The organism is Burkholderia sp. Bp9004, assembly GCF_003858025.1.
GTDB lineage: Bacteria > Pseudomonadota > Gammaproteobacteria > Burkholderiales > Burkholderiaceae > Burkholderia > Burkholderia diffusa.
On record NZ_QTQD01000038.1, the window covers coordinates 14,550 to 39,441 of the forward strand.

At 66.1% G+C, this 24,892-nt stretch carries 25 protein-coding genes, 1 tRNA gene and 1 riboswitch; of the genes, 7 read left to right on the forward strand and 19 right to left on the reverse strand.

Annotated features, from left to right (window positions below; genetic code table 11):
- Positions 1 to 141: 141 nt before the first annotated feature.
- The 9 genes from DIE08_RS30510 to DIE08_RS30550 form a co-directional block, all read right to left on the reverse strand.
- Positions 142 to 855 (reverse strand): hypothetical protein, encoded by a 714-nt coding sequence (locus DIE08_RS30510; protein ID WP_124905312.1) that lies wholly within the window; start codon positions 853 to 855, stop codon positions 142 to 144.
- A gap of 894 nt (positions 856 to 1,749) precedes the next feature.
- Positions 1,750 to 1,992, reverse strand: coding sequence for an AlpA family transcriptional regulator (locus DIE08_RS30515; RefSeq protein ID WP_124905314.1), 243 nt, complete (start codon positions 1,990 to 1,992; stop codon positions 1,750 to 1,752).
- Between the two features lie 139 nt (positions 1,993 to 2,131).
- Entirely contained in the window at positions 2,132 to 3,466 is a 1,335-nt protein-coding gene (locus DIE08_RS30520) for a phage integrase central domain-containing protein (protein WP_124905316.1), read from the reverse strand.
- Between the two features lie 140 nt (positions 3,467 to 3,606).
- Positions 3,607 to 4,848 carry a phage integrase central domain-containing protein gene (locus tag DIE08_RS30525; protein WP_124905318.1) on the reverse strand — a complete coding sequence of 414 codons (1,242 nt, stop codon included), beginning with the start codon at positions 4,846 to 4,848 and terminating at the stop codon, positions 3,607 to 3,609.
- Between the two features lie 164 nt (positions 4,849 to 5,012).
- A tRNA-Ala gene (locus DIE08_RS30530) sits at positions 5,013 to 5,088 on the reverse strand.
- Between the two features lie 65 nt (positions 5,089 to 5,153).
- Positions 5,154 to 5,513 (reverse strand): c-type cytochrome, encoded by a 360-nt coding sequence (locus DIE08_RS30535; RefSeq protein ID WP_124905320.1) that lies wholly within the window; start codon positions 5,511 to 5,513, stop codon positions 5,154 to 5,156.
- Positions 5,510 to 6,307: a BON domain-containing protein gene (locus tag DIE08_RS30540; RefSeq protein WP_124905322.1), complete on the reverse strand. Its 798-nt coding sequence runs from the start codon at positions 6,305 to 6,307 to the stop codon at positions 5,510 to 5,512. Before DIE08_RS30540 ends, DIE08_RS30535 begins: the two co-directional genes overlap by 4 nt.
- A 17-nt stretch (positions 6,308 to 6,324) precedes the next feature.
- Positions 6,325 to 6,909 carry an SIS domain-containing protein gene (locus DIE08_RS30545; RefSeq protein ID WP_124905324.1) on the reverse strand — a complete coding sequence of 195 codons (585 nt, stop codon included), beginning with the start codon at positions 6,907 to 6,909 and terminating at the stop codon, positions 6,325 to 6,327.
- Positions 6,910 to 7,037: 128 nt separating this feature from the next.
- On the reverse strand, positions 7,038 to 7,466 hold the full coding sequence (locus tag DIE08_RS30550; protein ID WP_174910515.1) for a YraN family protein: 429 nt from the start codon (positions 7,464 to 7,466) through the stop codon (positions 7,038 to 7,040).
- A gap of 46 nt (positions 7,467 to 7,512) precedes the next feature.
- Here DIE08_RS30550 and rsmI point away from each other — a divergent pair, with 46 nt between their 5' ends.
- Complete coding sequence (gene rsmI / locus DIE08_RS30555) at positions 7,513 to 8,391, forward strand: 16S rRNA (cytidine(1402)-2'-O)-methyltransferase (protein WP_124905328.1); 879 nt, start codon at positions 7,513 to 7,515, stop codon at positions 8,389 to 8,391.
- Positions 8,392 to 8,486: 95 nt separating this feature from the next.
- On the opposite strand, the gene DIE08_RS30560 is transcribed toward rsmI, so the two are convergent.
- Positions 8,487 to 9,098, reverse strand: a complete 612-nt coding sequence (locus DIE08_RS30560; RefSeq protein WP_124628615.1) for a septal ring lytic transglycosylase RlpA family protein — start codon at positions 9,096 to 9,098, stop codon at positions 8,487 to 8,489.
- 662 nt (positions 9,099 to 9,760) lie between these two features.
- Here DIE08_RS30560 and DIE08_RS30565 point away from each other — a divergent pair.
- The 3 genes from DIE08_RS30565 to DIE08_RS30575 all read left to right on the forward strand — a co-directional run bounded on the left by DIE08_RS30565 (position 9,761) and on the right by DIE08_RS30575 (position 11,611).
- Positions 9,761 to 10,405, forward strand: a complete 645-nt coding sequence (locus tag DIE08_RS30565) for an MBL fold metallo-hydrolase (protein ID WP_124905330.1) — start codon at positions 9,761 to 9,763, stop codon at positions 10,403 to 10,405.
- Positions 10,402 to 11,061 carry a hypothetical protein gene (locus DIE08_RS30570; RefSeq protein ID WP_059601885.1) on the forward strand — a complete coding sequence of 220 codons (660 nt, stop codon included), beginning with the start codon at positions 10,402 to 10,404 and terminating at the stop codon, positions 11,059 to 11,061. The genes DIE08_RS30565 and DIE08_RS30570 overlap by 4 nt, the downstream gene beginning before the upstream one ends.
- Positions 11,062 to 11,140: 79 nt before the next feature.
- Entirely contained in the window at positions 11,141 to 11,611 is a 471-nt protein-coding gene (locus DIE08_RS30575) for an Lrp/AsnC family transcriptional regulator (protein ID WP_006477376.1), read from the forward strand.
- Positions 11,612 to 11,639: 28 nt separating this feature from the next.
- Here the strand turns inward: DIE08_RS30575 and DIE08_RS30580 are convergent, their stop codons facing one another.
- The 3 genes from DIE08_RS30580 to DIE08_RS30590 all read right to left on the reverse strand — a co-directional run bounded on the left by DIE08_RS30580 (position 11,640) and on the right by DIE08_RS30590 (position 14,341).
- Positions 11,640 to 12,797 carry a cation diffusion facilitator family transporter gene (locus DIE08_RS30580; protein WP_059601887.1) on the reverse strand — a complete coding sequence of 386 codons (1,158 nt, stop codon included), beginning with the start codon at positions 12,795 to 12,797 and terminating at the stop codon, positions 11,640 to 11,642.
- A gap of 236 nt (positions 12,798 to 13,033) precedes the next feature.
- Positions 13,034 to 13,327: an H-NS family nucleoid-associated regulatory protein gene (locus DIE08_RS30585; RefSeq protein WP_006491875.1), complete on the reverse strand. Its 294-nt coding sequence runs from the start codon at positions 13,325 to 13,327 to the stop codon at positions 13,034 to 13,036.
- 354 nt (positions 13,328 to 13,681) lie between these two features.
- Positions 13,682 to 14,341: a HugZ family protein gene (locus DIE08_RS30590; RefSeq protein WP_124905332.1), complete on the reverse strand. Its 660-nt coding sequence runs from the start codon at positions 14,339 to 14,341 to the stop codon at positions 13,682 to 13,684.
- A 276-nt stretch (positions 14,342 to 14,617) separates the two neighbouring features.
- Between DIE08_RS30590 and DIE08_RS30595 the strand changes: the two genes are divergently transcribed.
- Positions 14,618 to 15,832: an MFS transporter gene (locus DIE08_RS30595; RefSeq protein ID WP_124905334.1), complete on the forward strand. Its 1,215-nt coding sequence runs from the start codon at positions 14,618 to 14,620 to the stop codon at positions 15,830 to 15,832.
- Between the two features lie 101 nt (positions 15,833 to 15,933).
- On the opposite strand, the gene DIE08_RS30600 is transcribed toward DIE08_RS30595, so the two are convergent.
- Together DIE08_RS30600 and DIE08_RS30605 are read right to left on the reverse strand one after the other, a co-directional pair.
- The gene (locus tag DIE08_RS30600) at positions 15,934 to 17,076 is read right to left on the reverse strand and encodes a branched-chain amino acid ABC transporter substrate-binding protein (RefSeq protein ID WP_124628621.1); all 1,143 of its coding nucleotides are present in this window, start codon (positions 17,074 to 17,076) and stop codon (positions 15,934 to 15,936) included.
- 419 nt (positions 17,077 to 17,495) lie between these two features.
- Positions 17,496 to 18,575, reverse strand: coding sequence for a nitronate monooxygenase family protein (locus DIE08_RS30605; RefSeq protein ID WP_124905336.1), 1,080 nt, complete (start codon positions 18,573 to 18,575; stop codon positions 17,496 to 17,498).
- 270 nt (positions 18,576 to 18,845) lie between these two features.
- Here DIE08_RS30605 and DIE08_RS30610 point away from each other — a divergent pair, with 270 nt between their 5' ends.
- Together DIE08_RS30610 and DIE08_RS30615 are read left to right on the forward strand one after the other, a co-directional pair.
- On the forward strand, positions 18,846 to 19,538 hold the full coding sequence (locus tag DIE08_RS30610) for a dienelactone hydrolase family protein (RefSeq protein WP_124905338.1): 693 nt from the start codon (positions 18,846 to 18,848) through the stop codon (positions 19,536 to 19,538).
- Between the two features lie 81 nt (positions 19,539 to 19,619).
- Positions 19,620 to 21,098, forward strand: a complete 1,479-nt coding sequence (locus DIE08_RS30615) for an amidase (RefSeq protein ID WP_124905340.1) — start codon at positions 19,620 to 19,622, stop codon at positions 21,096 to 21,098.
- Between the two features lie 87 nt (positions 21,099 to 21,185).
- Here the strand turns inward: DIE08_RS30615 and metF are convergent, their stop codons facing one another.
- The 4 genes from metF to DIE08_RS30635 form a co-directional block, all read right to left on the reverse strand.
- The gene (gene metF, locus DIE08_RS30620) at positions 21,186 to 22,016 is read right to left on the reverse strand and encodes a methylenetetrahydrofolate reductase [NAD(P)H] (RefSeq protein ID WP_059601901.1); all 831 of its coding nucleotides are present in this window, start codon (positions 22,014 to 22,016) and stop codon (positions 21,186 to 21,188) included.
- Positions 22,017 to 22,040: 24 nt separating this feature from the next.
- Complete coding sequence (locus DIE08_RS30625; RefSeq protein WP_006477367.1) at positions 22,041 to 22,394, reverse strand: phage holin family protein; 354 nt, start codon at positions 22,392 to 22,394, stop codon at positions 22,041 to 22,043.
- Positions 22,395 to 22,500: 106 nt separating this feature from the next.
- The gene (gene ahcY, locus DIE08_RS30630; protein WP_059533465.1) at positions 22,501 to 23,919 is read right to left on the reverse strand and encodes an adenosylhomocysteinase; all 1,419 of its coding nucleotides are present in this window, start codon (positions 23,917 to 23,919) and stop codon (positions 22,501 to 22,503) included.
- A 34-nt stretch (positions 23,920 to 23,953) separates the two neighbouring features.
- Positions 23,954 to 24,070: riboswitch (S-adenosyl-L-homocysteine riboswitch) on the reverse strand.
- Positions 24,071 to 24,154: 84 nt separating this feature from the next.
- Positions 24,155 to 24,889 carry an RNA polymerase sigma factor FliA gene (locus DIE08_RS30635; RefSeq protein WP_059452641.1) on the reverse strand — a complete coding sequence of 245 codons (735 nt, stop codon included), beginning with the start codon at positions 24,887 to 24,889 and terminating at the stop codon, positions 24,155 to 24,157.
- Between the last annotated feature and the right edge of the window lie 3 nt (positions 24,890 to 24,892).

The window sequence follows — 24,892 nt, forward strand, 5'->3', positions numbered from 1 at the left end:
GCCCCACCGGGTGTTGCGCTGGGCGTCGCGCGCCAGCACCGCCGCCGACGCTTGCCAGCGGCGCCTTCCCGAATCTTTCCGGTGGTGCCGGAAGACGCTTACGCGGCGCAGCCCGGCCTGCGGGTGCCGTGTTGAGACGCCTCAACTGCTCTGACCCCGCACCGGTACGTCCCCCTGCACCGTGGCCGGACCCTCCGGCCAACCCTTCAACGGCTCAGGCAAATACTCGTCGAGTTGGTCGGCCACATCGCCGACGCGCTCCAACAGCTCGGCGAGCGCCGTCACCCGCGCCCAGACGGCCGGCGAGCGCAAGGTCTCGTCGGTGACCCGAACCAGATGCTCGAGCGCGCTAGGCAGCAACAGTTGCGCCATCCCGTCGGCGACCGCCAGGTCGTGCTCGAACGCCGCGTCGGCCTTGGCCGCGTCCATCTCGAACGCGCGCTGCGCATAGATGTGAGCGGACACCGGGCCGGCCAACCGGCTGCACAGTTGCGCCCGCACCACGCGGTGCCATTCTTCCTGGTGGTCGCGCGGGGAGGCCGGCGGCCGTCCCTTCACCGCAATATTGCGTGTCAGGTCCACATACCACTGGAAGCCATCACGGTTACCCACGTACCGGCGTGTCTGCTCATCCCAATGGATATTCATCGTCATCGTCGGCACGTCCGACGCTTCGCAGACACTCAGCAGGCCGACGGCCTCACCACCTTTTCGGGGTTGATAGCGCCACGTGCTGCTGCCGGCCGGGGCGACGGCCACGCGATAGACATGTGCGCCCCCCAGGGCATGGATGACGGCGCGACCGGCCTCTTGGAAGCAGATGGCACGGCGGTGTTCTCGAGTCAGTTTGGGCATGACGGCGGTTCCTGCGGTTGGGAGGGTACAGAAAACACATCTCACCTGTCCGCTTATCGGCAGGCTCGCCGCCCGCCTGAAGCCTATTCCCGCCAGAATTTAAGGGGTCCGAAAAACTATATGTAGCCTGACCGCTGCGGCGCTACGGCCATGCTGCCCAACGTCGAACGGCAGTCGCGACCAACATGACCGGCCGGCCGCGGGAACGTGCCGCATCTTGATGCCGGGTGCCGCCGACACGGCAAGCCAGACAACCGTTCGCCACGCGCACCTCGTTCAGGTCCACGTGCTTGCGTGTATTGTCCTACGCTAGGCTCGGGAGGCCCATCTACCTTGATTTCTATGACTGGGAGGTCGCCCAGTTTGTAGTTGCCGGCGGGCCGGCGAAAAAGGCCGCGTGGCTTGATTTCGGGTGTACCGTCTGCCTGTCGGGTGAACCGACCCACCGGAGCTGAGCGCGCCTTCCAATCGGGGAGAAAACATGCGGTCCGCTAACATCACGTATTACGTCATCGTGCGCAGTCGAAAGTGCCAACGTATCGATTGGGCCGATGACCGAACGAGCTACTACATGGAGGTGGAGCACCCTTCGGACCCTGCCCAGCGGCTTAACCGTTCGGTGTCCGAGCAACATCACCAGCTACGTGCAGAAATTGATGCGACCATTGAACGAGGCGAACACGAGGCCAAGACTTGGGGCGCTTTGAGCTGAAGGGGCGAGCCGCACCGTCAGCCAGTTTGTGAATTCAAACTGGCTGAGAAGTCATGAGATGGAGGCGTGCTGCAGACCGGTTTTGCGCAACGCACTGTCGAGCTTCGTGGTGCAGCACTCTGCCATTTCATAGCGTCGGGGTTCGCGCGGGCCTTGAGATAACGCGAAGCCCGCGAGGTACTTCAAGTGCCCGCGCGCCGCTCTGCTGAATCAACGCTGCCGGCGTAGTCCCTTCCATCAAGCGGCACCCCCCGGCTGACAAGCCTTTGAATATCGCTGGCCTTCCATGCGACGCAACGTGGGCCAAGAGAAACAGCCTGCGGATAACGGCCGCTTTTCACGCCTGCATACCAGGTGGCACGGGAAACGGGAACGAGCGCCAACACTTCAGGCAGGCGCAAAAGAGAGTCATGCTGAGTGTGCATGTGACTATCTCCACAAAAATACCCGTCGAGATATGTCCTCAATCCACGAAGTGCCGTGGAGATGCTGCCGAAATTTTTCCAGGAAGCTGCCGGGGCCGGGCTTGCCGGCAGCCATCGCCCAATTGCAATCGACGGCGTGTTACCTGCCTTCACGCATACCGAAGGGCGGCTCAAACGTCACTGGCACTTCATCCTCGCCCCCGTCGCGCAGGTGGTCCAAATAGTCCGCCCACTGCTGCATCATTTCCCGCCGGTCATCGAGAAACCGTGTGCGGTTATAGGCGATGCCCAACGCGTCGGGTACGCGGTGCGCCAACTGATGTTCGATGACTTCTGGCTTGATGCGCAGCCTTTCGTGCAGGATGGTGCGGGCCATCGCCCGGAAGCCGTGACCAGTGTGCTCGTCATGGGTGTTAATCCCCACCCGCTGCATGGCCCGGTTCAGCGTGGCCTCCGACATCGGCGTCTTTCTGTCATTCCGGCCTGGGAAGACATACTCGCCTCGCCCCGTCAAAAGATATAGCTCACGGAGAATGGCAACGGCCTGCGACGCGAGCGGAACGAGATGCGGGGTCGCGGTCTTGCTGGTGACATAGCGCCATTCGGCCGCGTCGAGGTGGACCTCATCCCATCGCATGGTGCGCAGTTCCACTGGCCGGCAAAACAGGTATGGCGCGAGCCGGAGCGCACATTTGACCGGAAAGGTCGTGCATGCCTGAGCCATCTTGCGGAGTAACGGGCCCACCTTCCCAGGCTCCGTGACGGCGGCAAAGTGGCCCGGCTTGGCGGGCCGCAAGACACCTTTCAGATGGGAGACTGGGTTTCCACGGGCCCTGCCGGTGGCCACTGCATAGTGGAACACCGCGGAGCAGTTTTGCAATGCTCGATGCGCCGTATCGCGGGCCCCGCGGTCCTCGATGCGCCGGAGGCAGTCCAGCACCTCGGGGGCGGTGATTTCCGCTATCGGCTTCTTGCCGAGCCACGGAAACACGTCCTTCTCGAGCCGGGCGATGACCTTGCCTTTGTGCGACTCCGCCTTGTCCGACATCATCCGCTCGAACCAGTCGCGCGCGACGGCCTCGAAGGTGTTGGTCGTCTGCGCCAGCCGCGCGGCCTTGTCGGCCTTTTTGCGCGCGCCGGGGTCAACGTCTTGCCCTTTCAGCTTGCGTGCGTCGTCTCGCTTGGCCCGTGCGTCCTTCAGGCCGACGTCCGGATACTTGCCGAACGACAGCCTCTTCTCCTTGCCGTCGAAGTAATACTTCCAACGCCAGAGCTTGGAGCCGTTTGGATAAATCTCGAGATACAAGCCGCCAGTGTCGTGGAGGCGATAGGACTTGCCAGCCGGCTTCGCATTCTTGATGACGACGTCCGTGAGCGCCGCAGAGGCGCGGCGGCCATACCGGAGTGCAGGGGCAACAGCGAGGGGCGCCAGTCCTTCGGGAAGGCGCGCAAGAGAGTCATGCTGGGAATGCATGAGACAATCTCCAAATAAACGCCCTGGAGATATGTCCTCGGTCCACGAATCCGTCGTGGAGCTACTGCCTGAAATTTTTCCTGGGGTCTGCCGGAGTCGGGCTTGCCGGCAGCCGTCGTCCAATGACGACCGGCGAAGTATTAACCGTCTTTGCGCTCGCCGTCAAGCGATTTCGGCGCAATTTTCGCATCATTTTCGTCACCGTCGCGCAGGCGGTCCAAATAGTCCGCCCAGAGCTGCATCATTTTCTTCCGGTCATCCAAAAATCGTGTTCGGTTATAGGCGGTGCCCAATGGGTCGGGCACGCGGTGCGCCAGCTGGTGCTCGATGACCTCCGGCTTGATGCCCAGTCCTTCATGCAAGATGGTGCGAGCCATCGCCCGGAAGCCGTGGCCGGTCTGCTCGTCGCGGGTGCTGATACCCGCCCGCTTGAGCGCGACATTCACCGTGTTGCTCGACATAGGCTGCTTCTTGTCGTGCCGACCAGGAAAGACGTATTCCCAGCGCCCCGTCACAGGCTGCAGTTCACGCAGGATGGTGACGGCCTGCGACGCCAGCGGGACCAGATGGGGCGTCTCGGTTTTGCCGACGATGTAGCGCCATTCCGCGGCGTCGAGGTGGACCTCGTCCCAGCGCATCGTGCGCAGCTCCACCGGCCGGCAAAACAGATAGGGCGCGAGCTTGAGCGCACACTTGACGGGGAACGTGGCGTTGACCTGGTGCATCTTGCGCAGCAGCGGGCCGACCTTTTCCGGTTCCGTGACGGCGGCAAAGTGGCCCGGCTTGGCGGGCGGCAGGGCCCCCTTTAGGTGGTCGGCGGGGTTGGTTTTGGCCTTGCCGATAACCACGGCATAGCGAAACACTGCGGCGCAGTTCTGCATCGCCCGATGCGCGGTGTCTCGCGCGCCGCGCTCCTCGATGCGCCGCAGGCAGGCAAACACCTCGGGGGCGGTGATTTCCGCTATCGGCCGCTGGCCGAGCCACGGAAAGATGTCGTTCTCGAGCCGGGCGATGACCTTGTCTTTGTGCGACTTCGCCTTGTCCGCCATCATCCGCTCGAACCACTCGCGGGCGACCGCCTCGAAGTTGTTTGCCGCCCGCTCCAGCCGCGCGGCCTTGACCGCTTTCTTGTGCGCGCTCGGGTCGATGTCGTCCGCCAGCAGCTTGCGAGCATCGTCGCGCTTGGCGCGCGCATCCTTCAGGGCGACGTACGGGTACTTGCCGAACGATAGCCGCTTTTCCTTGCCGTCGAACCGGTACTTCAGGCGCCAGAGCTTCGACCCGGTCGGGGTAATCTCAAGATAAAGGCCGGCCCCGTCCCACAGGCGGTAGGTCTTCCCGGTCGGCTTGGCGTTCTTGACGGCGAGGTCGGTAAGGGGCATGGGGGCATCCTCGAGTGGGGATATGAACCGATGCCCCTTATGCTGCCCCGGAAAGCGCCAAGATTTCAATCGACGTCATTGGACGACTCTAGACGCAAAAAAGGCCGGAAGCCTTGTGGGACAAGGACTTTCCGGCCTTCGCTGGACATTACCAGACTTGAATGTGGTGGAGCGGAGGAGGATCGAACTCCCGACCTTCGCATTGCGAACGCGACGCTCTCCCAGCTGAGCTACCGCCCCAACAGTCTTCAATCATACACACGCATTTCCGCGCTTGGCAATAGGGGTTCCGTCACCCCGGTGCGTCACTTTGACGGCGCGCCGGCCAGCACCCATTCGACCACGGAACGCAGCTCCGCGTCGCTCATGCGCGGATGCGCCGGCATCGGAATCGCGCCCCAGACGCCGGAGCCACCGTCCTTCACCTTCTTCGACAGCTTCGCGACGGCCTGCGGATCGGACTTGTAGCGGGCGGCGATGTCCTTGAACGACGGACCGACGAGCTTGCGGTCCACTGCGTGGCAACCCATGCACGCGTTGCCTCGCGCGACCTTGAGGCCGTCGCCGACGTCCGCCTGCGCCGTGCCGAGCGCACCGGCTGCGAGCGCCGCGGCTGCGGCGCCCTGCACCATCCATTGCCTGATCTTCATTTGCGTCGACTTCATTGCGGCGTTGTCTTCGGGTTGCCCGGGTGCACACTCGATGAATTCGAGATCGGTGCCGGCGGTTGCAGCGGCGTGGACTGGACCGACGCATCGGGCACCGCGCCGACCGTCGCGGCATCCGCAGGCGCGGCGGCGGCCTGCGCACCAGACGCCCCGCTCGGCGACGCGGCCTGCAATGCCTGCGCGTCCTGCGGCTGGATGTACTGGAACACCTTCACGACCTTCTCGACGCCCGGCACCTGGCTGGCTGCATCGGCGCCGCGATTGCCTTCGTCGACCGTCACGAGCCCCATCAGGTAGACGTTGCCGCGCTCGCTGACGACCTTGTAGTAGTTCGCCGACAGCCCCTTCGTCGCGATCAGCTCGGACTTCACGCGCCCTTCGAGGTACGAGTCGTTCGCGCGCGACGACAGCGACGACGACGGCTCGACCGACAACTCGTTGACGATGCCGTTCACGTTGTTGATGCCGCGCACGATTTCCTCGGCGCGCTGCTTCGACGCGTTGTTCGGCACTTCGCCCGTCAGCAGCACGCGGCGGTTGAACACCGTCACGTTCACGTGCGACTGATCCGGTAGCCCGTTGTTGATTTGCGAGAGCGACTTGACCTGGATCTCGCGATCCTCCGTCTGCGCGCCGAGCGTACGGCGATCGGTCGCGATCAGCGCGCCGCCGCCGGCCGCCGCCCCAAGCACGCCGAGCACGCAGCCCTGCAGGGACATCGCGAGGCCCGCCGTCAGCGCGGCGAGCAACGTGGTTCTGACGAGCGTCTGTTTGACGCGGCTTTGATTCATCGACGGCTCTCCTTCGTTCAATCCTCACCCAGCAGCATCGCGTCGATGCCGTCGCACAGGCAGTGGATGGTCAGCAGATGGACTTCGTGGACGCGTGCCGCACGCGAGGCGGGCACGCTGATCGGAATATCGGTGTCGGACAGCGCGGCCGCGACGGCATGGCCGTCGCCGCCCGTCAGCGCGACGACGGTCATCTCGCGCTCGTGCGCCTCGTCGATCGCGGCCAGCACGCGCGGCGACGCGCCGCTCGCGTCGAGCACCAGCAGGATGTCGCCGGTCTGCCCGAGCACACGCACCTGCTGCGCGAACAGCTGATCGGCGGCGACTGCCCCCGTGAGACCGCCCTGCGACGCATCGGTGGCCAGCGCAATCGCGGGAAGGCCCGGACGCTCGCGCTCGAAACCGCCGACGAGCGACACGGCGAGGTAGTGCGCTGCGGCGGCCGACGGGCCATCCCCGCATGCGACGATCTTGTTGCCGTTCGCCAGCGCGGCGAACATTGCGTCGACCGCGGCCGCGATCGGCAACGACAGCGCATCGGCCGCTTCGGCGTGAAGTGCGGCGCTGTCGCGGAAATGTTGCTGAATACGTTCGACTGACATCGATTCCTGGTGAACTGGGCGCGCATGGCACGCAGCGCGCAACGTCATGGGTGCGGCGAGTTTACCGCACTCCGGCACCCTCTCCGGGGGTATGGCAAGAACTCTTTACATCTCGTCACAGCTCGCGGCTACGCATCGTCGGCACGAAATGCATCGCGCAGCCACTCGAGCCGACCCGCCTCGAACGCGACGACGTCGAAACGGCATGCGGCACCCGCGCCGTGCCGCGCCCAGAAATGGAGCGCGGCCGCGACCAGACGCCGCCGCTTGCGCAAGCCGACGCTCGCGGCCGCGCCGCCATGCCGGGCGCTGCGCCGCGCGCGCACCTCGACGAACACGAGCGTGCCGTCGGGCGTGCGCATCACCAGGTCGAGTTCGCCGCCGCGCATCGTCACGTTCGCCGCGACGAACGCGAGACCGCGACGTTCCAGGAACTGCCGCGCGCGCTGCTCGAACGTCGCGCCAATCGATCTTGATCGCGCCGTGCCGGAAAAGTTGCCGCCGCCGGTCGGCAAATCGCGCTTGTTGCCCGGCGCGGCGGGCGCCGCGTGGCACAATGCCGTCCTTGTTCCGCCTGCGCCGCGATTGCGCGCATTGCCTGCCATGACTGCCCTCCTCGAACTCGCGCAAACGCAGCACTACCCGGACGCCGCGCTCTATGTGGTCGCGACGCCGATCGGCAACACCGCCGACATCACGCTGCGCGCGCTGCACGTGCTCGGCCTGGCCGACCGCATCGCGGCCGAAGACACCCGCAACACGGGCCAGCTGCTGGCCCGCTACGGCATCTCGAAACCGCTCGTCGCCGTGCACGAGCACAACGAGCGCGAAGCCGCGCTGCGCGTGATCGAGCTGCTGCGCGCGGGCGAACGCGTCGCGTACGTGTCGGACGCCGGCACGCCCGGCATTTCGGACCCCGGCGCGCGGCTCGTCGACGCCGTGCGCGCGGCGGGCTTCCCGGTGATTCCGCTGCCGGGCGCGAGCGCGGCCGTGACCGCGCTGAGCGTGGCGGGCGACTGGGCCGGCGCGTTCACGTTCGCAGGCTTCCTGCCGCCGAAGCCAAAGCAGCGTGCGAGCGCGCTGCAGGCGCTCGTGCGACACCCGTACGCGCTGGTGTTCTACGAAGCGCCGCACCGGATCACGGACACCGTCGCCGCCCTCGCTGACGCGTTCGGCCCGGCGCGCCGGCTGCTGATCGCACGCGAGCTCACCAAGCTACACGAGCAGCTGTTCCAGGGCACCCTGGCCGAAGGACAGAGCTGGCTCGCCGGCGATGCGAACCGGCAGCGCGGCGAGTTCGTCCTGGTCGTCGAAGGCGCGCCGGCCGACGTCGGCGAAGCCGACGAGACCGCGCACGACGCGCTGCTCAAGCTGCTGCTGGAAGAAGTGCCGGTGAAGAGCGCGGCGAAGCTCGCGGCCGCGCTGACGGGCGCATCGCGCAACGCGCTGTATGCGCGCGCGCTGGCGCTGAAGGAAGGCTGACGCGCGAGCGCGGGCGGCACCCGCCGCCCGGCACGCGGAAACGAAAAAGGGCTGCCCGAAGGCAGCCCTTTCGCATGTGCGGACGAACCGCCGCGTTACTTCGACGACAGCGACGCGAGCATTTCGTCGCGCGCCTCGCGCGCTTCCTGCGGCGACAGCCCTTCGATCTTCACGCGGCCGGTGCCGGCATGCACGAGGCCGATCATCTTGGCGGCCGCGTAAGACAGGTCGAGCACGCGGCCGCGCTTGTACGGCCCGCGATCGTTGACCTTCACGACGACCCACTTGCCGCTCGACGCGTTCGTCACCTTGATGTACGACGACAGCGGCAGCGTGCGGTGCGCGGCGGTCAGCGCGTTCATGTTGAAACGCTCGCCGTTCGCGGTGCGGCGGCCGTGGAAATCCCGGCCATACCACGATGCCCGGCCCGTCTGGCGGAAGTCGGACACGTCCTTGCCGTCGATCGGCTCGGCGTCCGCCAGCGACGACTTCTTCGCGTCCTTGCTGTCGGCAGCCGGCATCGATGCCAGCGCGGAATCGAAGTTCAGTTGCTGCTTGTCGTCGTCCGCTTTCGCGGCAGCAGCCGTCTTGTTGACCGCGTTCTTCTGGTTGGCGCTGCCGGTGGTCTGGCTGGATGGCACCGCACAGCCCGTCAGCGCGAAAAATAATGCAATGGTCCCGAATCGAGTCGGAAAACGAAAGTTCATCGACGTGTCGCCTTCTGGTTCGGGCCGCACCGATACAACGCTGCTCAACAACGCGGATACGCGGCCCGGACGGCAAATGCGTGCACGCCCCGCTCGGCTAAGCGAGCAGGCGGCTAGCATGGGCGCGGCTTTCGTCTCTGCCGCAACCGTCCTGATTAGTTTTCACGTCTGGCGCAACCTGTCCCCGGCAGCCTGACCAGACCCCACATGCCGCCATCGAACATGGCAATCACGTCCGCGCGCGTGGCGTACGGCCAACGCACAGGAACGGCGGCACAGGCCTCATCCGGCGGAGCGGCAGCAGGGCCGCAGAACGGGCGCGCAGCACCCGGCCGGACAAGACGTGAGCACCGAATGCTCGGTGCTGGATACACCGCCGGACTCCCCGGCGGTCGATGCTTGACGGTGAATCCGACACCCCTTTTTTAACGGGGCCGAAACACCAGCGAATTGCGTGAAATTCACGCGCAATGGGCCGCATTATACATAAACCAAAAGCCCGGCTAGAAAAGCGCCCCTTCCGGACCATTGATTCTCACTATGAGTGTAACAATCGGCATGCTCCGGGATTGCCCGGAACAGCGCACCCGACGCCGCGCCGCAGGGCGGGCAGGCAGCGCGCGCGACCGGTACAATCGCTCCTTTTAGCCGCCGGTGTCTCCATGAAAGTCACGCTCATTCCGGTCACGCCGTTCCAGCAGAACTGCTCGCTGCTCGTCTGCGAGAAGACGGGCCGCGCCGCCGTCGTCGATCCCGGCGGCGACATCGAACGGATCGAACAGGAGATCGCGCGGCAGAACGTGCAGGTCGAGAAGGTGCTGCTCACGCACGGCCACGTCGATCACTGCGCGGGCGCGAAGGCGCTCGCGACGCACTACGGCGTGCCGATCGTGGGACCGCAGGAAGACGAGCGCTTCTGGATCGAGCAACTGCCGATGCAGAGCCAGCGCTTCGGCTTCCCGGCCGCCGAGGCGTTCGAGCCGGACCACTGGCTGAAGGACGGCGACACCGTGCGGTTCGGCGACGAGACGCTCGAGGTCTATCACTGCCCGGGCCACACGCCCGGCCACGTCGTGTTCTTCAGCCGCGCGCATCGCGTCGCGATCGTCGGCGACGTGCTGTTCGCCGGCTCGATCGGGCGCACCGATTTCCCGCGCGGCAACCACGCGGACCTCGTGCGTTCGATCAAGGAGAAGCTGTGGCCGCTCGGCGACGATGTCACGTTCGTGCCGGGCCACGGCCCGGTGTCGACGTTCGGCGACGAGCGCCGCACGAATCCGTTCGTGTCCGACAAGGTGTTCGGATGAACCAGACCGCCATCCCCGAAATCTACGTCAGCACCGACGTCGAGGCCGACGGCCCGATTCCCGGCCCGCACTCGATGCTGAGCTTCGCGTCGGCTGCCTATACCGAGGACAAGCAGCTGATCGCGACGTTCTCGGCGAACCTCGAGACGCTGCCCGGCGCGCAGGCCCACCCGGTGCAGGAAGCGTGGTGGAAGACGGAACCGGAAGCGTGGGCCGCGTGCCGGCGCGACCTGCAGGCGCCCGAGGCGGCGCTGGTCGCGTACGTCGAGTGGGTCGAGGCGCTGCCCGGCAAGCCGGTATTCGTCGCGATGCCGGCCGGTTTCGACTTCACGTTCATGTTCTGGTACATGATGCGCTTCGCGGGGCGCTGCCCGTTCTCGTGGTCGGCGCTCGACATCAAGACGCTCGCGTTCGCGATGACGGGCCTGCCGTACCGCAAGGCGATCAAGCCGCGCTTTCCGAAGCACTGGTTCGACGATCACCCGCACACGCACGTCGCGCTCGACGACGCGATCGAGCAAGGCGCGCTGTTCTGCAACATGCTCGCCGACCTGCGCCGTCAGCAGGCCGCGCTCGCGGGCCTCGCCGTGTCGGACACCGATCGGTCGGAAAACGCGGGGGCGGGACAAAACCCCACGGATCCGCGAGCAAATTAGCGAATCTCGCTCAACAGCGCCGCGTCAGATTGCCTTTCCTTTCCCGGCCCTCTAACATTCAGCGTGTTGTAGCTGCCGCATGGAGGCGCAGGTGACGCTCGATTCCTTTTCGCAAAAAATCCTTCGCCTGTTGCAACTCGACGCGCGCCGTTCCGTGCAGGAAATCTCCGACCAGGTCGGCCTGTCGAGCACGCCGTGCTGGCGCCGCATCAAGGACATGGAACAGTCGGGCGTGATCCAGCGCTACACGGCGCTGCTCGATCGCGAGAAGCTCGGCCTGCACGTATGCGCGCTCGCGCACGTGCATCTGACCCGCCACAACGAAGGCGGCGTCGAACAGTTCGAGCGCGAGATCGCGACCTGCCCGGAAGTCACCGAGTGCTACAGCACGACCGGCGAGGCCGATTACATCCTCAAGATCGTCGCGCCCGACATCAAGGCCTACGACGTCTTCCTGCACGAACGGATCTTCAAGATCCCGGCCGTGTCGCAGGTGCGCACGAGCGTCGTGCTGCGCGAAATCAAGTTCGACACGCAACTGCCGCTGTAACGCGCGGGCCCGCGGTCGCCGGCGCCGCTCAGGCCTGCGCGGGCAATCCGCGCGTGAAGCCGATCCGACGCGCGCCGAACTGCCGCTTCAACGCGTCGACGTCGAGCCGGCCGGCCAGCGACGCGTCGGTATCGCCTGCGCCCGCGTCGAGCGTCACGTCGATCTCGAGCCCCGTGCTCAGGTAGTGCAGGTTGATCGCGGCCGGATGCAGGCCGCGTTGCGCGAGCGCGGCCTCGAGCCGCGCCGCGATCTCGGCGCGCGGCGGGAGCGCGAGCGCCGGACGGCGCGCCGTGTCGTTCTCCGGATCGACGTGGATCAGCGCGTCGAGCACGCGCGGGTCGCGCAGCACGCGCGCACGTGCGGTTTCCGCGATGTAGTGGCCTTCGGAGACGGAAATCATCGGATCGACAAGGATGTGCGCGTCGACGAGCGCCGCATCGCCCATCTTGCGGGTGCGCAGGTCGTGCACGTCGCGCACGCCCGGCGTCGCCTCGAGCAGCGCGCGGATCTCGGCCGTGTCGGCGGTGTCGAGTGCACGATCCGACAGGTCCTGAAGCGCGTCGTAGCCGAACGTCCAGCCCATGCGCGCGACCATGAAGCCGACGATCGCCGCGGCGATCGGGTCGAGCAGCCGCACGCCGGCGAGACTGCCGACGATGCCGATCGCGACGACGAGCGACGATGCGGCGTCCGAGCGCGCATGCCACGCGTTCGCGACGAGCATCGCCGAACGCACGCGCCGAGCCTCGCGCAGCATGTAGCGGAACAGCGCCTCTTTCGACACGAGCACGGTCAGCGCGACGATCAACGCGGAAAAATGGACGGCCGGGATGTTTTCGAGATTCACGAGCCGGTCGCCGGCGCGCCAGAGCATGCCGATGCCGACGGCGATCAGGATCGCGCCGAGAAACAGCGACGCGACGGTTTCATAGCGGCTGTGTCCGTAATTGTGATCGGCATCCGGCGATGCACCACTATGGCGATTGGCCACCAGTACGACAAAATCCGAGATCAGATCGGAAATCGAATGGATGCCATCGGCAATCAATGCCTGCGAATGCGCAACCACCCCGACGACGATCTGAAACGTCGCAAGCACCACATTCAGCACAATACTAACGAGGGTGCTCTTGCGCGCGACCGCGTGCTTATCTGCGCTTTGCGCGTCGTCGGAAAACGTGGACATGAAATGCTAGATATCGGTTGTGATACGGAATTCTATCAAACGAACTCCGCCCGGCATTCCGATAACCCAAAATTTTCCATTCAAATCAATCGCTTATGCGAACGGGTTGCATTTTCATTCACACCCGCGCCTGACATTTTCATGACAAAACGCATACAATCCGGTGCCGGAATGCAAAAAGCCGCGCTCCTCGACGGATGCGCGGCTCTTTTCGAGACGTCGACTTAAACGATCGTTTAAATCGCAAACTGTTCGCGGTTCTTGCCAGCGATCCAGCGCGGCGGCTTGCCGCGGCCCGACCACGTCGCGCCCGTTTCCGGATCACGGTATTTCGCGGCCACGCCTGCGCGCGGACGGCCGACCTTACCTGCCTTCGCGCGGCTGAGACCGAGTTCGGCGAGCGAAAAGCCATAGTCGGCAATTTTCTGCTTCACGTCATTCAGCACTTCAGCGTATTCACGCGACTTCGCTTCTTCGATTTGCTTCTCCAGCTTCTCCCGCTGGGCCAGCAGGTCCTTGTAAGAAGACATAGTTTCCCTTTCTATCTGACCAATGGGGCCGGTCTGTTGCCAGCTCACCATTCATGAAATATATGTGCCTCGGATTTTCGAAGGCAGAGATTAGCACAAAAAAGATTTGATAGAAGCGAGATTCATGAAAATCCCGAGACCAATTGCAATTCACGCATGTCATTTTGACCGGCCGCGGCCTTTTCTCAAGTTTTTACGCACTTGCATAGAGATTAGGACATTATCGATCCGGTAATCGGCCTATCAGCATACGCAATTACCCTGCATGTGGGAAAATCAAAGCTTTCATCCGGCGACAAGTTCGGAAATATCGTACGGCGCGAGGCGTTATTCAGACATATCCGTATCCCTGCATCACGTCACCTCCCGAGCGCAGGCAATCAACCGTTCGCGCAACGCGCCGGCGTCGCCCGGCACTGAATCGAAGGGCGTGCGCACGCGGCGGTTGTCGCAGCGCCAGTCGGCTCCGTGGCGATCGACGCCGAGCAGGTCGAGCCCGTCGCGGCGCGCATCGCTCGAGTCGTACGCCTCCCACAACGCCCGTTCTTCGTCGAACCCAAGCGGCGGCAGCGCATCGAGGCCGGTGCCGTCCACCCAGCCCATCCGGCCGAATCCGCCGATATAGCGCAGCCGCTCGATGTCGAGTGTCCAGAACGTGAAATCGCCGAGCGCGAGGTAGCGTGCGGCATCGGGTTCGTAGCGCGTGTAGCGCGCGGCGACATGCGGATCGTCGCCGAGCGGCATGAAGCGGCCGAGCAGTGTCGCGCGCTCGGCGTTCAGCACGTCGCCGTCCGGCGCGTCGACGACGAGGAATCCCGCGCGCGGATCGGCGGCAAGGTTGCGCGTATGCTCGGCAAGGCCGCTCACGAGAATCACGGGTCGATGATTCGCATCGGGTGCGAACGGCACGACCGTCGGATAGGGAAAGCCTTGCGGGTCGCGCGCGTGGGTCGCGAGCGTGCCGAGCGCGCAACGGTGCAGCAGGTGCAGGGCAAGGGTGGGATCGATGTTCACGGTGACTCCTGCGGTCGGAAAGCCTGAGCGGCAACGGGGGCGATGACGCGCCGCACTGGAACGCTTCGGGCACGCCGCCTGCGCACCGATGTTACTCGCGGCTGCGTCCCGCCGGGCATCGGCCGGATGGCGGACGCGGACCGCGCAAGCGGCGTGCGCGCCGAAGCCTGATCGGCCCAACGGCCAGCACGCCGGCAAGACCGTAAGCGGTTCGATAGAATCGGACCCATCCGACGGGCGCGACGCGCCCGCGCATCGTCCATTCAAGAGCGCTCCGTGTCCGAAACCTCCTCCCGATCCTCGTCCGACTTCGCCGCGCCGCCCGACGCGCATCGCCTGCTGGCCTTGCCGGTCCGCCAGCGCGCACGCACGGCCACGATGGCACTGTTCTTCATCGCCGGCATGATGTACGCGTCGTGGGGCGTGCACGTGCCGACCGTGCGCGACAAGTTCGCATTGAGCCCGGGGCTGCTGTCGATCGCGCTGTTCGCGGTCGCGGGCGGCTCGATCGCCGCGATGCTCACGATCGCGCGCTGGATCGCGCGCGTCGGCTCGCGCACCGCGTGCCTCGCGGGCGGGCTCGTGATGGCCGCGTGCGCGGCGCTGATCCTCGCCGTGCCCGATTACTGGATGCTGCTCGTCGTGCTCGCGCTGTTCGGCTTCTCGATGGCGACGCTCGACGTCGCGATGAACGCGGAGGCGAGCGCGGTCGAGATCGCGCTCGGCAAGCCGATCATGTCGTCGCTGCACGGGATGTTCAGCATCGGCGGGATGTCGGGGGCGGCGGCCGGCGGCGCGCTGCTGTCGGCCGGTATGGCGCCCGCCGTGCATCTCGCGCTCGCGGCGGCCGTCAGCGCGGCGGTGCTGCTCGTCGCGAGCCCGGCCGTGCTGCCGCACGTGCCGCATCACGAACACGCGCACGGCGGCGGCAACCGCTGGCGCTCGCCCGCGCTGTGGATGCTCGGCGGCATCGCGCTGATCGCGCTGATCGCCGAAGGTGCGATGTACGACTGGGCGACGGTCTACATGCGCGACGTCGTCGCGGCGAGCCCCGCACTCGCGAGCGCGGCCTATGCAGCATTCTCCGGCGGGATGGCGATCGCGCGATTCGCGGGCGATGCGGTGCGCGCGCGTTTCGGCGCGCCGCAGCTCGTGTTCGCGAGCGCGTCGCTCGCGTGCGCCGGGATGATCGGCGCGCTGCTGCTGCCGAACCCGATCGCCGTGCTGACGGGCTTCACGCTGATGGGCCTCGGCCTCGCGAACATGATGCCCGTGCTGTTCGCCGCCGCCGCGCGCGTGAAAGGCATCCACGCGGCCGAGGGGCTCGCGCACGTGGCCGGACTCGCGTATTTCGGGTTGCTGTTCGGTCCGGTCGTGATCGGTGCGGTCGCGCAGGCCGTGAACCTGACCATCGGCCTGTCGGTCGTCGCGCTGTGCGCGGCGCTCGTCGCGGCCGTCGCGCCGAAGGTGCTCGCGCATCTGAAGATCTGACCGCGCGGCGAGCCGGCCACCCGCTGCGAGATCACCAAAAAGAAAGCGCGCCTGCGTTGCCGCAGGCGCGCCTTCACCCCTTCTGTCGACCGCTTTTCAGCTTACATCTTCACTTCGTCGAGCAGCGACTTCTTGCCGTTCTTGTAGTTGTACAGCGAGATCACGCCGTGTTGCAGGTCGCCCTTCGAGTCGAAGGTCGTCGTGCCGATCACGCCCGAGTAGTTCGTCGCCGGCATCGCCGCGAGGATCTTCGCCGGGTCCGTCGAGTTCGAACGCTTCATCGCATCGACGATGATGTACACGGCGTCGTACGTGAACGGTGCGTAGATCTGGATCGGCTGGCCGAAGCGCTTCTCGTACTTCGCCTTGAACGCCGCGCCGCCCGCCATCTTCTCGAGCGAAGCACCGGCTTCCGAGCACACGACGTTGTCGGTCGCGTCGCCGGCCAGGTCGGCCAGCTTTTCCGTGCACACGCCGTCGCCCGCCAGGATCTTCGCGCGCAGGCCGAGCTGCTTCGCCTGTTTCGCGAACGGGCCGCCGGTGGCGTCCATGCCGCCGTACATGATCGCGTCCGGATTCTCACCCTTGATCTTGGTCAGAATCGCGCGGAAGTCGACCGCCTTGTCGTTGGTCGCGTCGTGCGACATCACCTTCAGGCCGAGCGCCTTCGCCTTCTTCTCGAACTCGTTCGCGAGACCCTGGCCGTATGCGGTCGAATCGTCGACCACCGCGACGCTCTTGATGCCCTTCGAGTGCGCGTAGTTCGCGAGTGCCGGGCCCTGCTGCGCATCGGTCGCCACCACGCGATACGTGGTCTTGAAGCCTTGCTGCGTGTAAGCCGGGTTGGTCGCCGACGGCGAGATCTGCACGATGCCTGCATCGCTGTAGATCTTCGAGGCCGGGATCGACGTGCCCGAGTTCAGGTGGCCAACCACCGCGACGACCTTGTCGTCGACGAGCTTCTGCGCAACCTGCGTGGCCTGGCGCGGGTCGGCCGCGTCATCCTGCGGGTCGAGTTGCAGCGTGATTTTCTGGCCGCCGACCGTGAGACCCTTGGCGTTGATCTCCTCGACTGCGAGACGCGCGCCGTTTTCGTTGTCCTTGCCCAGGTGTGCAATGCCGCCCGTCAACGGCGCGACGTGGCCGATCTTGACGACTTGATCGGCGGCTGCGTTGCCTGCAGCTGCAGCACACAGCATCGCAGCTGCGGTGATCGGCAACAGCTTTTGCATCTTGATATTCATGTAAGTCTCCAGTTTCGGTCCCAAAAAACGCCATCGCCCGGTGCCCCGCTGCCATCCCTGTGTTTGCATTCACTGGACGATTCGCCGGTTGCATCGTTCATGCACTTGGCCTCAAGCACGTAGGGAAACAGCCGCTTGTAGCGGCCGCCCGCCCGTACTTGCGCGCAAGTGTAGGTGATCAAATTAATTTGTGGGACTTTTTTGGGGTAGTGGTAACACTACCGATACGGGCGCTTTGGAATGAATCCTCGAATTCGCTGCAAGCCCCACCAGATAAGGGTTTCCGCTAATTTCGGACGACCGGATGAAAGGTTGATTCAAAGCATTCCCGCGTCATTTCGATTCGGTATTTTGTGCGCGGGATCATTGAATGAAAAGCGCGTGACAACACGCGCTTTTCTCGCTTCGATACGGGCCGGTCAGGCGGCCGTTGCGCGCCATTCGGCGTCGAGCGCGTCGACGAGTTGCGACGTCGTCAGCGCGGCGGCGCGCCGTCGCGCGAGTGGTGCGCCCTGCCCGGCCCACAGCGACAGGTAGTCGCCGTCGTTCGCGCGCGCGGCGGCCTGGCGCAGCGGCTGGGTCAGCGCGTTCTGCACCGGATACGGCGCGGCGTCGGCCACGCGTTCGCCGAGCCGCATCATCAGCGTATTGCGCAATCCGCGCGCATGGCGGCCCGTGATCGCGCGCGTGACCTGCGTCGACGTATCGGCGCTCGCGAGCAGCCGCGCTTTCCAGTCCGCCGCGATCGCGCTTTCCGCACAGGTCAGGAACGCGGTGCCGAGCTGCGCGCCCTGCGCGCCGAGCGCGAGCGCGGCGGCGATCCCGCGGCCGTCCATGATGCCGCCCGCGGCGAGCACGGGCAGGCCGGTCGCATCGACGAGCTGCGGCACCAGCGCGAGCGTGCCGATCAGCGCATCGTCGGCCGAGCCGATGAAGGTACCGCGATGGCCGCCGGCTTCGGCGCCCTGCGCGGACAGCGCATCGGCCCCGGCCGCCTGCCACGCGAGCCCTTCGGCGACGTGCGTCGCGGTGCCGATCACGTAGGTACCGGCGGCCTTCAGGCGCGCGACGTCGGCCGCGTCGAGCACGCCGAACGTGAAGCTCGCGACCGGCACGCGCAGCGCGACGAGCGCGTCGAATTGCGCGCGGAAGTCGGGGGCATAGCGCGCGGGCGCGGTGCCCGGCGGCAGCCCGAGCGTCGCGTTCAACGGATCGATCGCGGCAAGCGCGCGTGCGACGGTGGCCGCGTCGGGCGCGGCCTCGGGCAACACGAACAGGTTCACGGCAAACGGGCGCGCGGTCGCCGCGCGAATGGCGGCGACTTCGGTCGCGAGACGATCCGGCTCGAACGCGCCGGCGCCGAGACTGCCGAGCGCGCCGGCACTGGATGCGGCCGCGACCATCGCGGCCGTGGTCGCGCCGACCATCGGCGCCTGCACGAGCGGCAGGCGCAGGCCGAAGCGCTCGGAAAACGGCGTGGAAAATGCACGGGTGGACATGGCGAATCCTTCGATGACGATGTACGAAAGCGCTTTGTAAAGGCCTACACATCGACTCTATCGAAGCGGCGCATCGCCGAAAAATGAATAATCGAGATCGAAACGATCGCTGCGCGAGAAGCGGGTCCGAGACGCGGATTCGACACGCGCGCACACCCGCCAGGCGCGCCGCTTGCGCGCTGCAGCGCCACCGGATTGGTGGCACACTAGGCCGCCCTTTTTTCCATCCACGGTGCGCATATCGCGCACCCGTTCGCCAGGAGTTCCAACGTGACTGCCCAATGGATCGACATCCCGACCGGTAACGACAGCTTCGGTGGCTATCTCGCGCTGCCCAAGCGCGGCAAGGGCCCCGCCGTCATCATCATCCAGGAGATCTTCGGCGTTAACTCACACATCCGCGCGGTCGCCGACCAGTACGCGGCCGACGGCTTCGTCGCGCTCGCGCCGGACGTCTTCTGGCGCACGCAGCCGCGCGTCGAACTGACCTACGAAGGCGCCGATCGCGACAAGGGCATCGAACTGATGAAGAAGACCGATGTCGGTCTCGCGGTCGCGGATATCGGCGCGGCCGCCGACGCGTTGCGCGCGCGCCCCGAAGTCGCCGGCAAGGTCGCCGCGATCGGCTACTGCTTCGGCGGCCAGCTCGCGTACCGCGCGGCCGCGGCCGGCAAGGTCGATGCGGCGGTCGCCTATTACGGCGGCGGTATCCAGAATGCGCTCGACCTTGCCGGCAAGGTCACGCAGTCGATCCTGTTCCACTACGCGGAGAACGACCACGGAATCCCCCTCGACGCGGTCGAGCAGGTGAAGGCCGCGTTCGCGGGCCGCCACAACGCATCGTTCCACCTGTATCCGGGCGCCGAACACGGCTTCAACTGCACCGATCGCGCGTCGTACAACCAGCGCGCGTCGGCGCTCGCGCACGGCCGCACGCTGACGTTCCTCGCCGAGCACGTGTAACGGCGGCCGGCAGCGGGCCCGGCGCGTCGGGCCCGCGTTATCCTCCTTTCATCGCCACGGGTCACAACGGGGGTGACTGCGATGCACTCGGACTATCTCGCGCATGACGCGATCGGGCTTGCCGCACTCGTGCGCGAGCGCAAGGCGAGCCCGCGCGAACTGCTGGACGCCGCGATCGGGCAGGCCGAAGCGGTGAACGGCGCGATCAACGCGATCGTGCTGCAGGACTACGACGATGCGCGCAAGCGGGCGGAATCGGCCGTCGCTACCAGCACCGATGCGCCGTTCGCGGGTGTCCCGTATCTCGTCAAGGATCTCGGCGCGGCGGTCGCGGGGCTGCCGTTGTCGATGGGCAGCCGCCACTATCGCTACTTCGTCCCCACCGACGACTCACCGGTGATCGCGCGCAGCCGCGCGGCGGGACTCAACGTGTTCGGCAAGACCAACACGTCGGAAATCGGCCAGATGCCGTACACCGAACCCGAACTGTTCGGCGCGTGCCGCAATCCGTGGAACCTCGATCACACGCCCGGCGGCTCGAGCGGCGGCGCGGCCGCGGCCGTCGCGGCAGGCATCGTGCCGCTCGCGCATGCGTCCGACGGCGGCGGCTCGATCCGGATTCCGGCGTCGTGCTGCGGGCTGTTCGGCCTGAAACCGAGCCGCAATCCGGTGCTGGTCGACTTGCCTTCGAACGGCGAGCTGGTCGTCCAGCATGCGGTTTCGCGCAGCGTGCGCGACAGCGCGCTGCTGCTCGACGTGACGACCGGCCAGACGCTGCCGCCCGGCGCGCCCGGCACCTTTCTGGGCGAGCTCGACACACCGCCCGGGCCGCTGCGGATCGGCCTCGTCGTCGACCCGATGCTCGCGCCGGCGCTCTCCGACGACACGCGCGCGGCGCTCGACGACGCGGCCGCGCTCGTCGAATCGCTCGGTCATCACGTCGAGCCGGCGACGCTGAACATCGACTACGCACGCGCGGCCGAAACCTTTCTCACGCTGTGGGCGACGATCGCCGAGGAGATGGTGCTGGGCGCGCGCGCGGTGACCGGGCGCACGCCGAAGCGCGCGGAGTTCGAACCGGCGACGTGGGCGATGGCCGTCGTCGGCAGGCGCATCGCGCGCGCGCGCCTGCCGGACGTGCTCGAATGGCAGCGCCAGCTCACCGTGCAGGTCGCGGGCCTCGTGTCGCGCTACGACGCGATCCTGTGCGCGACGCTCGCGGGGCCGCCGGTCAAGATCGGCGAACTGCAGCCGACACCGCTCGAAGCCGCGCAGATGAAGCTGCTCGGCGCGCTGCCGGTCAAACCGCTGCTGCGGGAAATGCTCGCGAAGGCTTCGGAGAAGGCGTTCGCATGGGCCGGCTGCACCGAGCTGTTCAACCTGACGGGCCAGCCGGCGATGTCGGTGCCGCTCTACTGGAACGCGCGCGGCCTGCCGATCGGCGTGCAGTTCGTCGCGCGCCACGCCGACGAGGCATTGCTGCTGAAACTCGCGCGGCAGCTCGAACAGGCGCGGCCGTGGTTCGACCGGCGTCCGCCGCTGATGCAGGCGCAGCGCTGACGCGCGCGGCCGCTTCCGCAAACATCGAAAAAAAGCCCCGCCGGCAGGACCGGCGGGGCTTTTGCACGTGCAACCGCGTGATGGCGCTTACATCGCGAGCCGTTCGCAGATCGTCCGCGTGGCGGTCGCCGCGTTCAGCGTATAGAAGTGCAGCCCCGGCACGCCCGCGTCGATCAGGCGCTGGCACAGGCTCGTGACGACATCCGCGCCGAACGCACGGATCGCGTCGCGATCGTCGCCGAAGCTTTCGAGCCGGCGTGCGACCCAGCGCGGCACTTCCGCGCCGCACATTTCCGAGAAGCGCATCAGCTGCGAGAAGTTCGTGATCGGCATGATGCCGGGCACGATCGGCACGTCCACACCCAGCTTGCGCGCATCGTCGACGAAGCGGAAATACGCGTCGGCGTTGAAGAAGTACTGCGTGATCGCGGAATTCGCGCCGGCTTTCACCTTGCGCGCGAAGTTCTCGAGATCGGCCTTCGGCGAGCGCGATTGCGGGTGGTATTCCGGATAGCCGGCGACTTCGATGTGGAACCAGTCGCCGTGCTCGGCGCGGATGAAGCTGACGAGCTCGGACGCATAGCGCAGCTCGCCGACCTCGCCCATCCCCGACGGCAAGTCGCCGCGCAGCGCGACGATATGGCGGATGCCGTGCGAGCGGTACTGGTCGAGGATCGCGCGCAGGCTGTCGCGCGACGAGCCGATGCACGACAGGTGCGGCGCGGCCTCGAGGCCGTCCTTCTGCATGTCGAGCACGGTATCGAGCGTGCCCTGTTGGGTCGAGCCGCCGGCGCCGAACGTCACGGAGACGAATTTCGGCTTCAGCGGCAGCAGCTGCGCACGCGTCGCGCGCAACTTCTCGACGCCGTCCGCCGTCTTCGGCGGGAAGAATTCAAACGAGAGTTCGATCGATTTCATGATTCGCAAGAATGGGCGCGGCCGTCAGCCGATGTCGCGCTGCCCGAAGATCAGCGCGGACAGCAGCCACGACACGATGCTGTACAGGATCGAACCGAAGAACGCCGACCAGAAACCCGACACCTCGAAACCCTTCAGCAGCGACGACGCGAACCAGAAGCACAACGCGTTCACGACGAGGATGAACACCCCGAGCGTGACGATCGTGACCGGCAGCGTCAGCAGGATCAGCACCGGACGGATCACCGTGTTGATGAGGCCGAGCACGACCGCGATGATCAGCGCGGTGCCGAAGCTCTTGATGTGGATCGACGGCACGAGGTACGTGATGATCAGCAGCGCGAGGGCGTTGATGACCCAGGTGAGGATGACGCTCATGGAGGGCTCCGGTTCGGTTGTCGATCTGGTCGGTCGGTGACCGCGGCCGGCCGCCGCACCGCGCACGCCCGCTGCGGGGCGCGTGCGGCGCGGCGGCGGCGGTGCATCAGTAGCGGTAGTGGTTCGGCTTGAACGGGCCGTCCTTCTGCACGCCGATGTACGAAGCCTGCTCGTCCGACAGCACGGACAGGTTCGCGCCGATGCGCGCGAGGTGCAGGCGCGCGACCTTTTCATCGAGATGCTTCGGCAGCACGTACACCTTGTTCTCGTACTGTTCGCCGCGCGTGAAGAGTTCGATCTGCGCGAGCGTCTGGTTCGCGAACGAGTTCGACATCACGAACGACGGGTGGCCGGTCGCGCAGCCGAGGTTCACGAGGCGGCCTTCGGCCAGCAGGATCACGCGCTTGCCGTCCGGGAAGATGATGTGGTCGACCTGCGGCTTGATGTTTTCCCACTGATACTGGCGGGTCGACGCGACGTCGATTTCCGAGTCGAAGTGGCCGATGTTGCAGACGATCGCGTTGTGGCGCATCGCCTTCATGTGATCGTGGTTGATCACGTGGTAGTTGCCGGTCGCCGTCACGAAGATGTCGGCCTTGTCGGCCGCGTATTCCATCGTCACGACGCGGTAGCCTTCCATCGCCGCCTGCAGCGCGCAGATCGGATCGATTTCCGTGACCCACACGGTCGCGCCCAGGCCGCGCAGCGATTGCGCGCAGCCCTTGCCCACGTCGCCGTAGCCCGCGACGACCGCGACCTTGCCCGCGATCATCACGTCGGTCGCGCGCTTGATGCCGTCGACGAGCGACTCGCGGCAGCCGTACAGGTTGTCGAACTTCGACTTCGTGACCGAGTCGTTCACGTTGAACGCCGGGAACGGCAGGCGGCCGTCCTTTTCCATCTGGTACAGGCGATGCACGCCGGTCGTGGTTTCTTCGGTCACGCCCTTGATGTGCGCGAGGCGCGTCGAGTACCAGGTCGGATCGGCGTCGAGGTGCTTCGCGATCGACTTGAAGAGCGCGACTTCTTCCTCGTTGGTCGGCTTCGCGATCACCGAACGGTCCTTCTCGGCCTTCGAGCCGAGGATCAGCAGCAGCGTTGCGTCGCCGCCGTCGTCCAGGATCATGTTCGCGAATTCGCCGTTCGGCCATTCGAAGATGCGGTGCGAGAACTCCCAGTATTCGTCGAGCGACTCGCCCTTGAACGCGAACACCGGCGTGCCGGCTTCGACGATCGCGGCAGCGGCGTGGTCCTGCGTCGAGAAGATGTTGCACGACGCCCAGCGGACATCGGCGCCGAGCGCCTTCAGCGTCTCGATCAGCACGCCGGTCTGGATCGTCATGTGCAGCGAACCTGCGATGCGCGCGCCCTTCAGCGGCTGCTGCGCCTTGTATTCGTCGCGGATCTGCACGAGGCCCGGCATTTCGGTCTCGGCGATGTTCAGTTCCTTGCGGCCCCAGCCGGCAAGCGCCATGTCGGCGACGATGTAATCCTTGGAAGCCTGGGAATCGATAATGGCGTTCATCACGCCCTCCTTTCTAAAAAAGTTCTAGAAATTGGTGACGTGAGCGCCGTTCAGGAAGCGGGGCCGGCGCGAATGATGCCGCACGGCTGCTTGGTGAAGCTTTCCGAGCCTGGCGGACGCAGGATGGTCCGTCGCAACGCTCCTCGGAAAACGGGAGGGATTGTAGCAAATCGGCGCGGGAAATGCGCGCCATGCACCGCGCGCGGCGTCGGCGCGCGCGGGCGTCATGAAAGGGTCAGTTCTCGGCGCCGACCCATGCCTGTTCGCGCAACCGCGCGCGCAGGCGCGCGACGGCCTGGCTGTGCAGCTGACACACGCGCGATTCGCTGACCTCGAGCACCGCGCCGATCTCGCGCAGGTTCAGGCCGCGCTCGTAGTACAGCGACATCAGCAGCTTCTCGCGCTCGGGCAGCCGCTCGATCGCTTCGACGAGCGCCTCGCGCAGGTGTTCGTCGAGCAGCGACGACAACGGATCGGCGTGATCGACGCGATAGCGGTCGAGGAACGGCTCGTCGTCGGCCGCGCGATCGAAATCCTCGTAATAGATGAGCTGGCTGCCGTGCAGGTCCTGCAGCATCCCCTGGTATTCGTCGAGCGGCATCTTCAGGTGCTGCGCGATCTCGGTCTCGCTCGCCGAGCGGCCGAGCTGCTGCTCGACCTGGTGCACCGCGTACTCGACCTCGCGCGACGTCTTGCGCAGGCTGCGCGGCAGCCAGTCGTTGCTGCGCAGCTCGTCGAGCATCGCGCCACGGATGCGCTGGGTCGCGTAGGTCTCGAACTGCGCGCCCTGGTCTTCCTTGTAGCGGCCGGCCGCGTCCATCAGGCCGATCATGCCGGCCTGGATCAGGTCGTCGAGATCGACGCTCGCCGGCATCTTCGCGACGAGCTGCAGCCCCAGGCGCCGCACGAGCGGCGCATATTGCGCGAGCACGTCGGCCTGGGTCATCTTTCCTTGAGCGTTGTACATCATGGC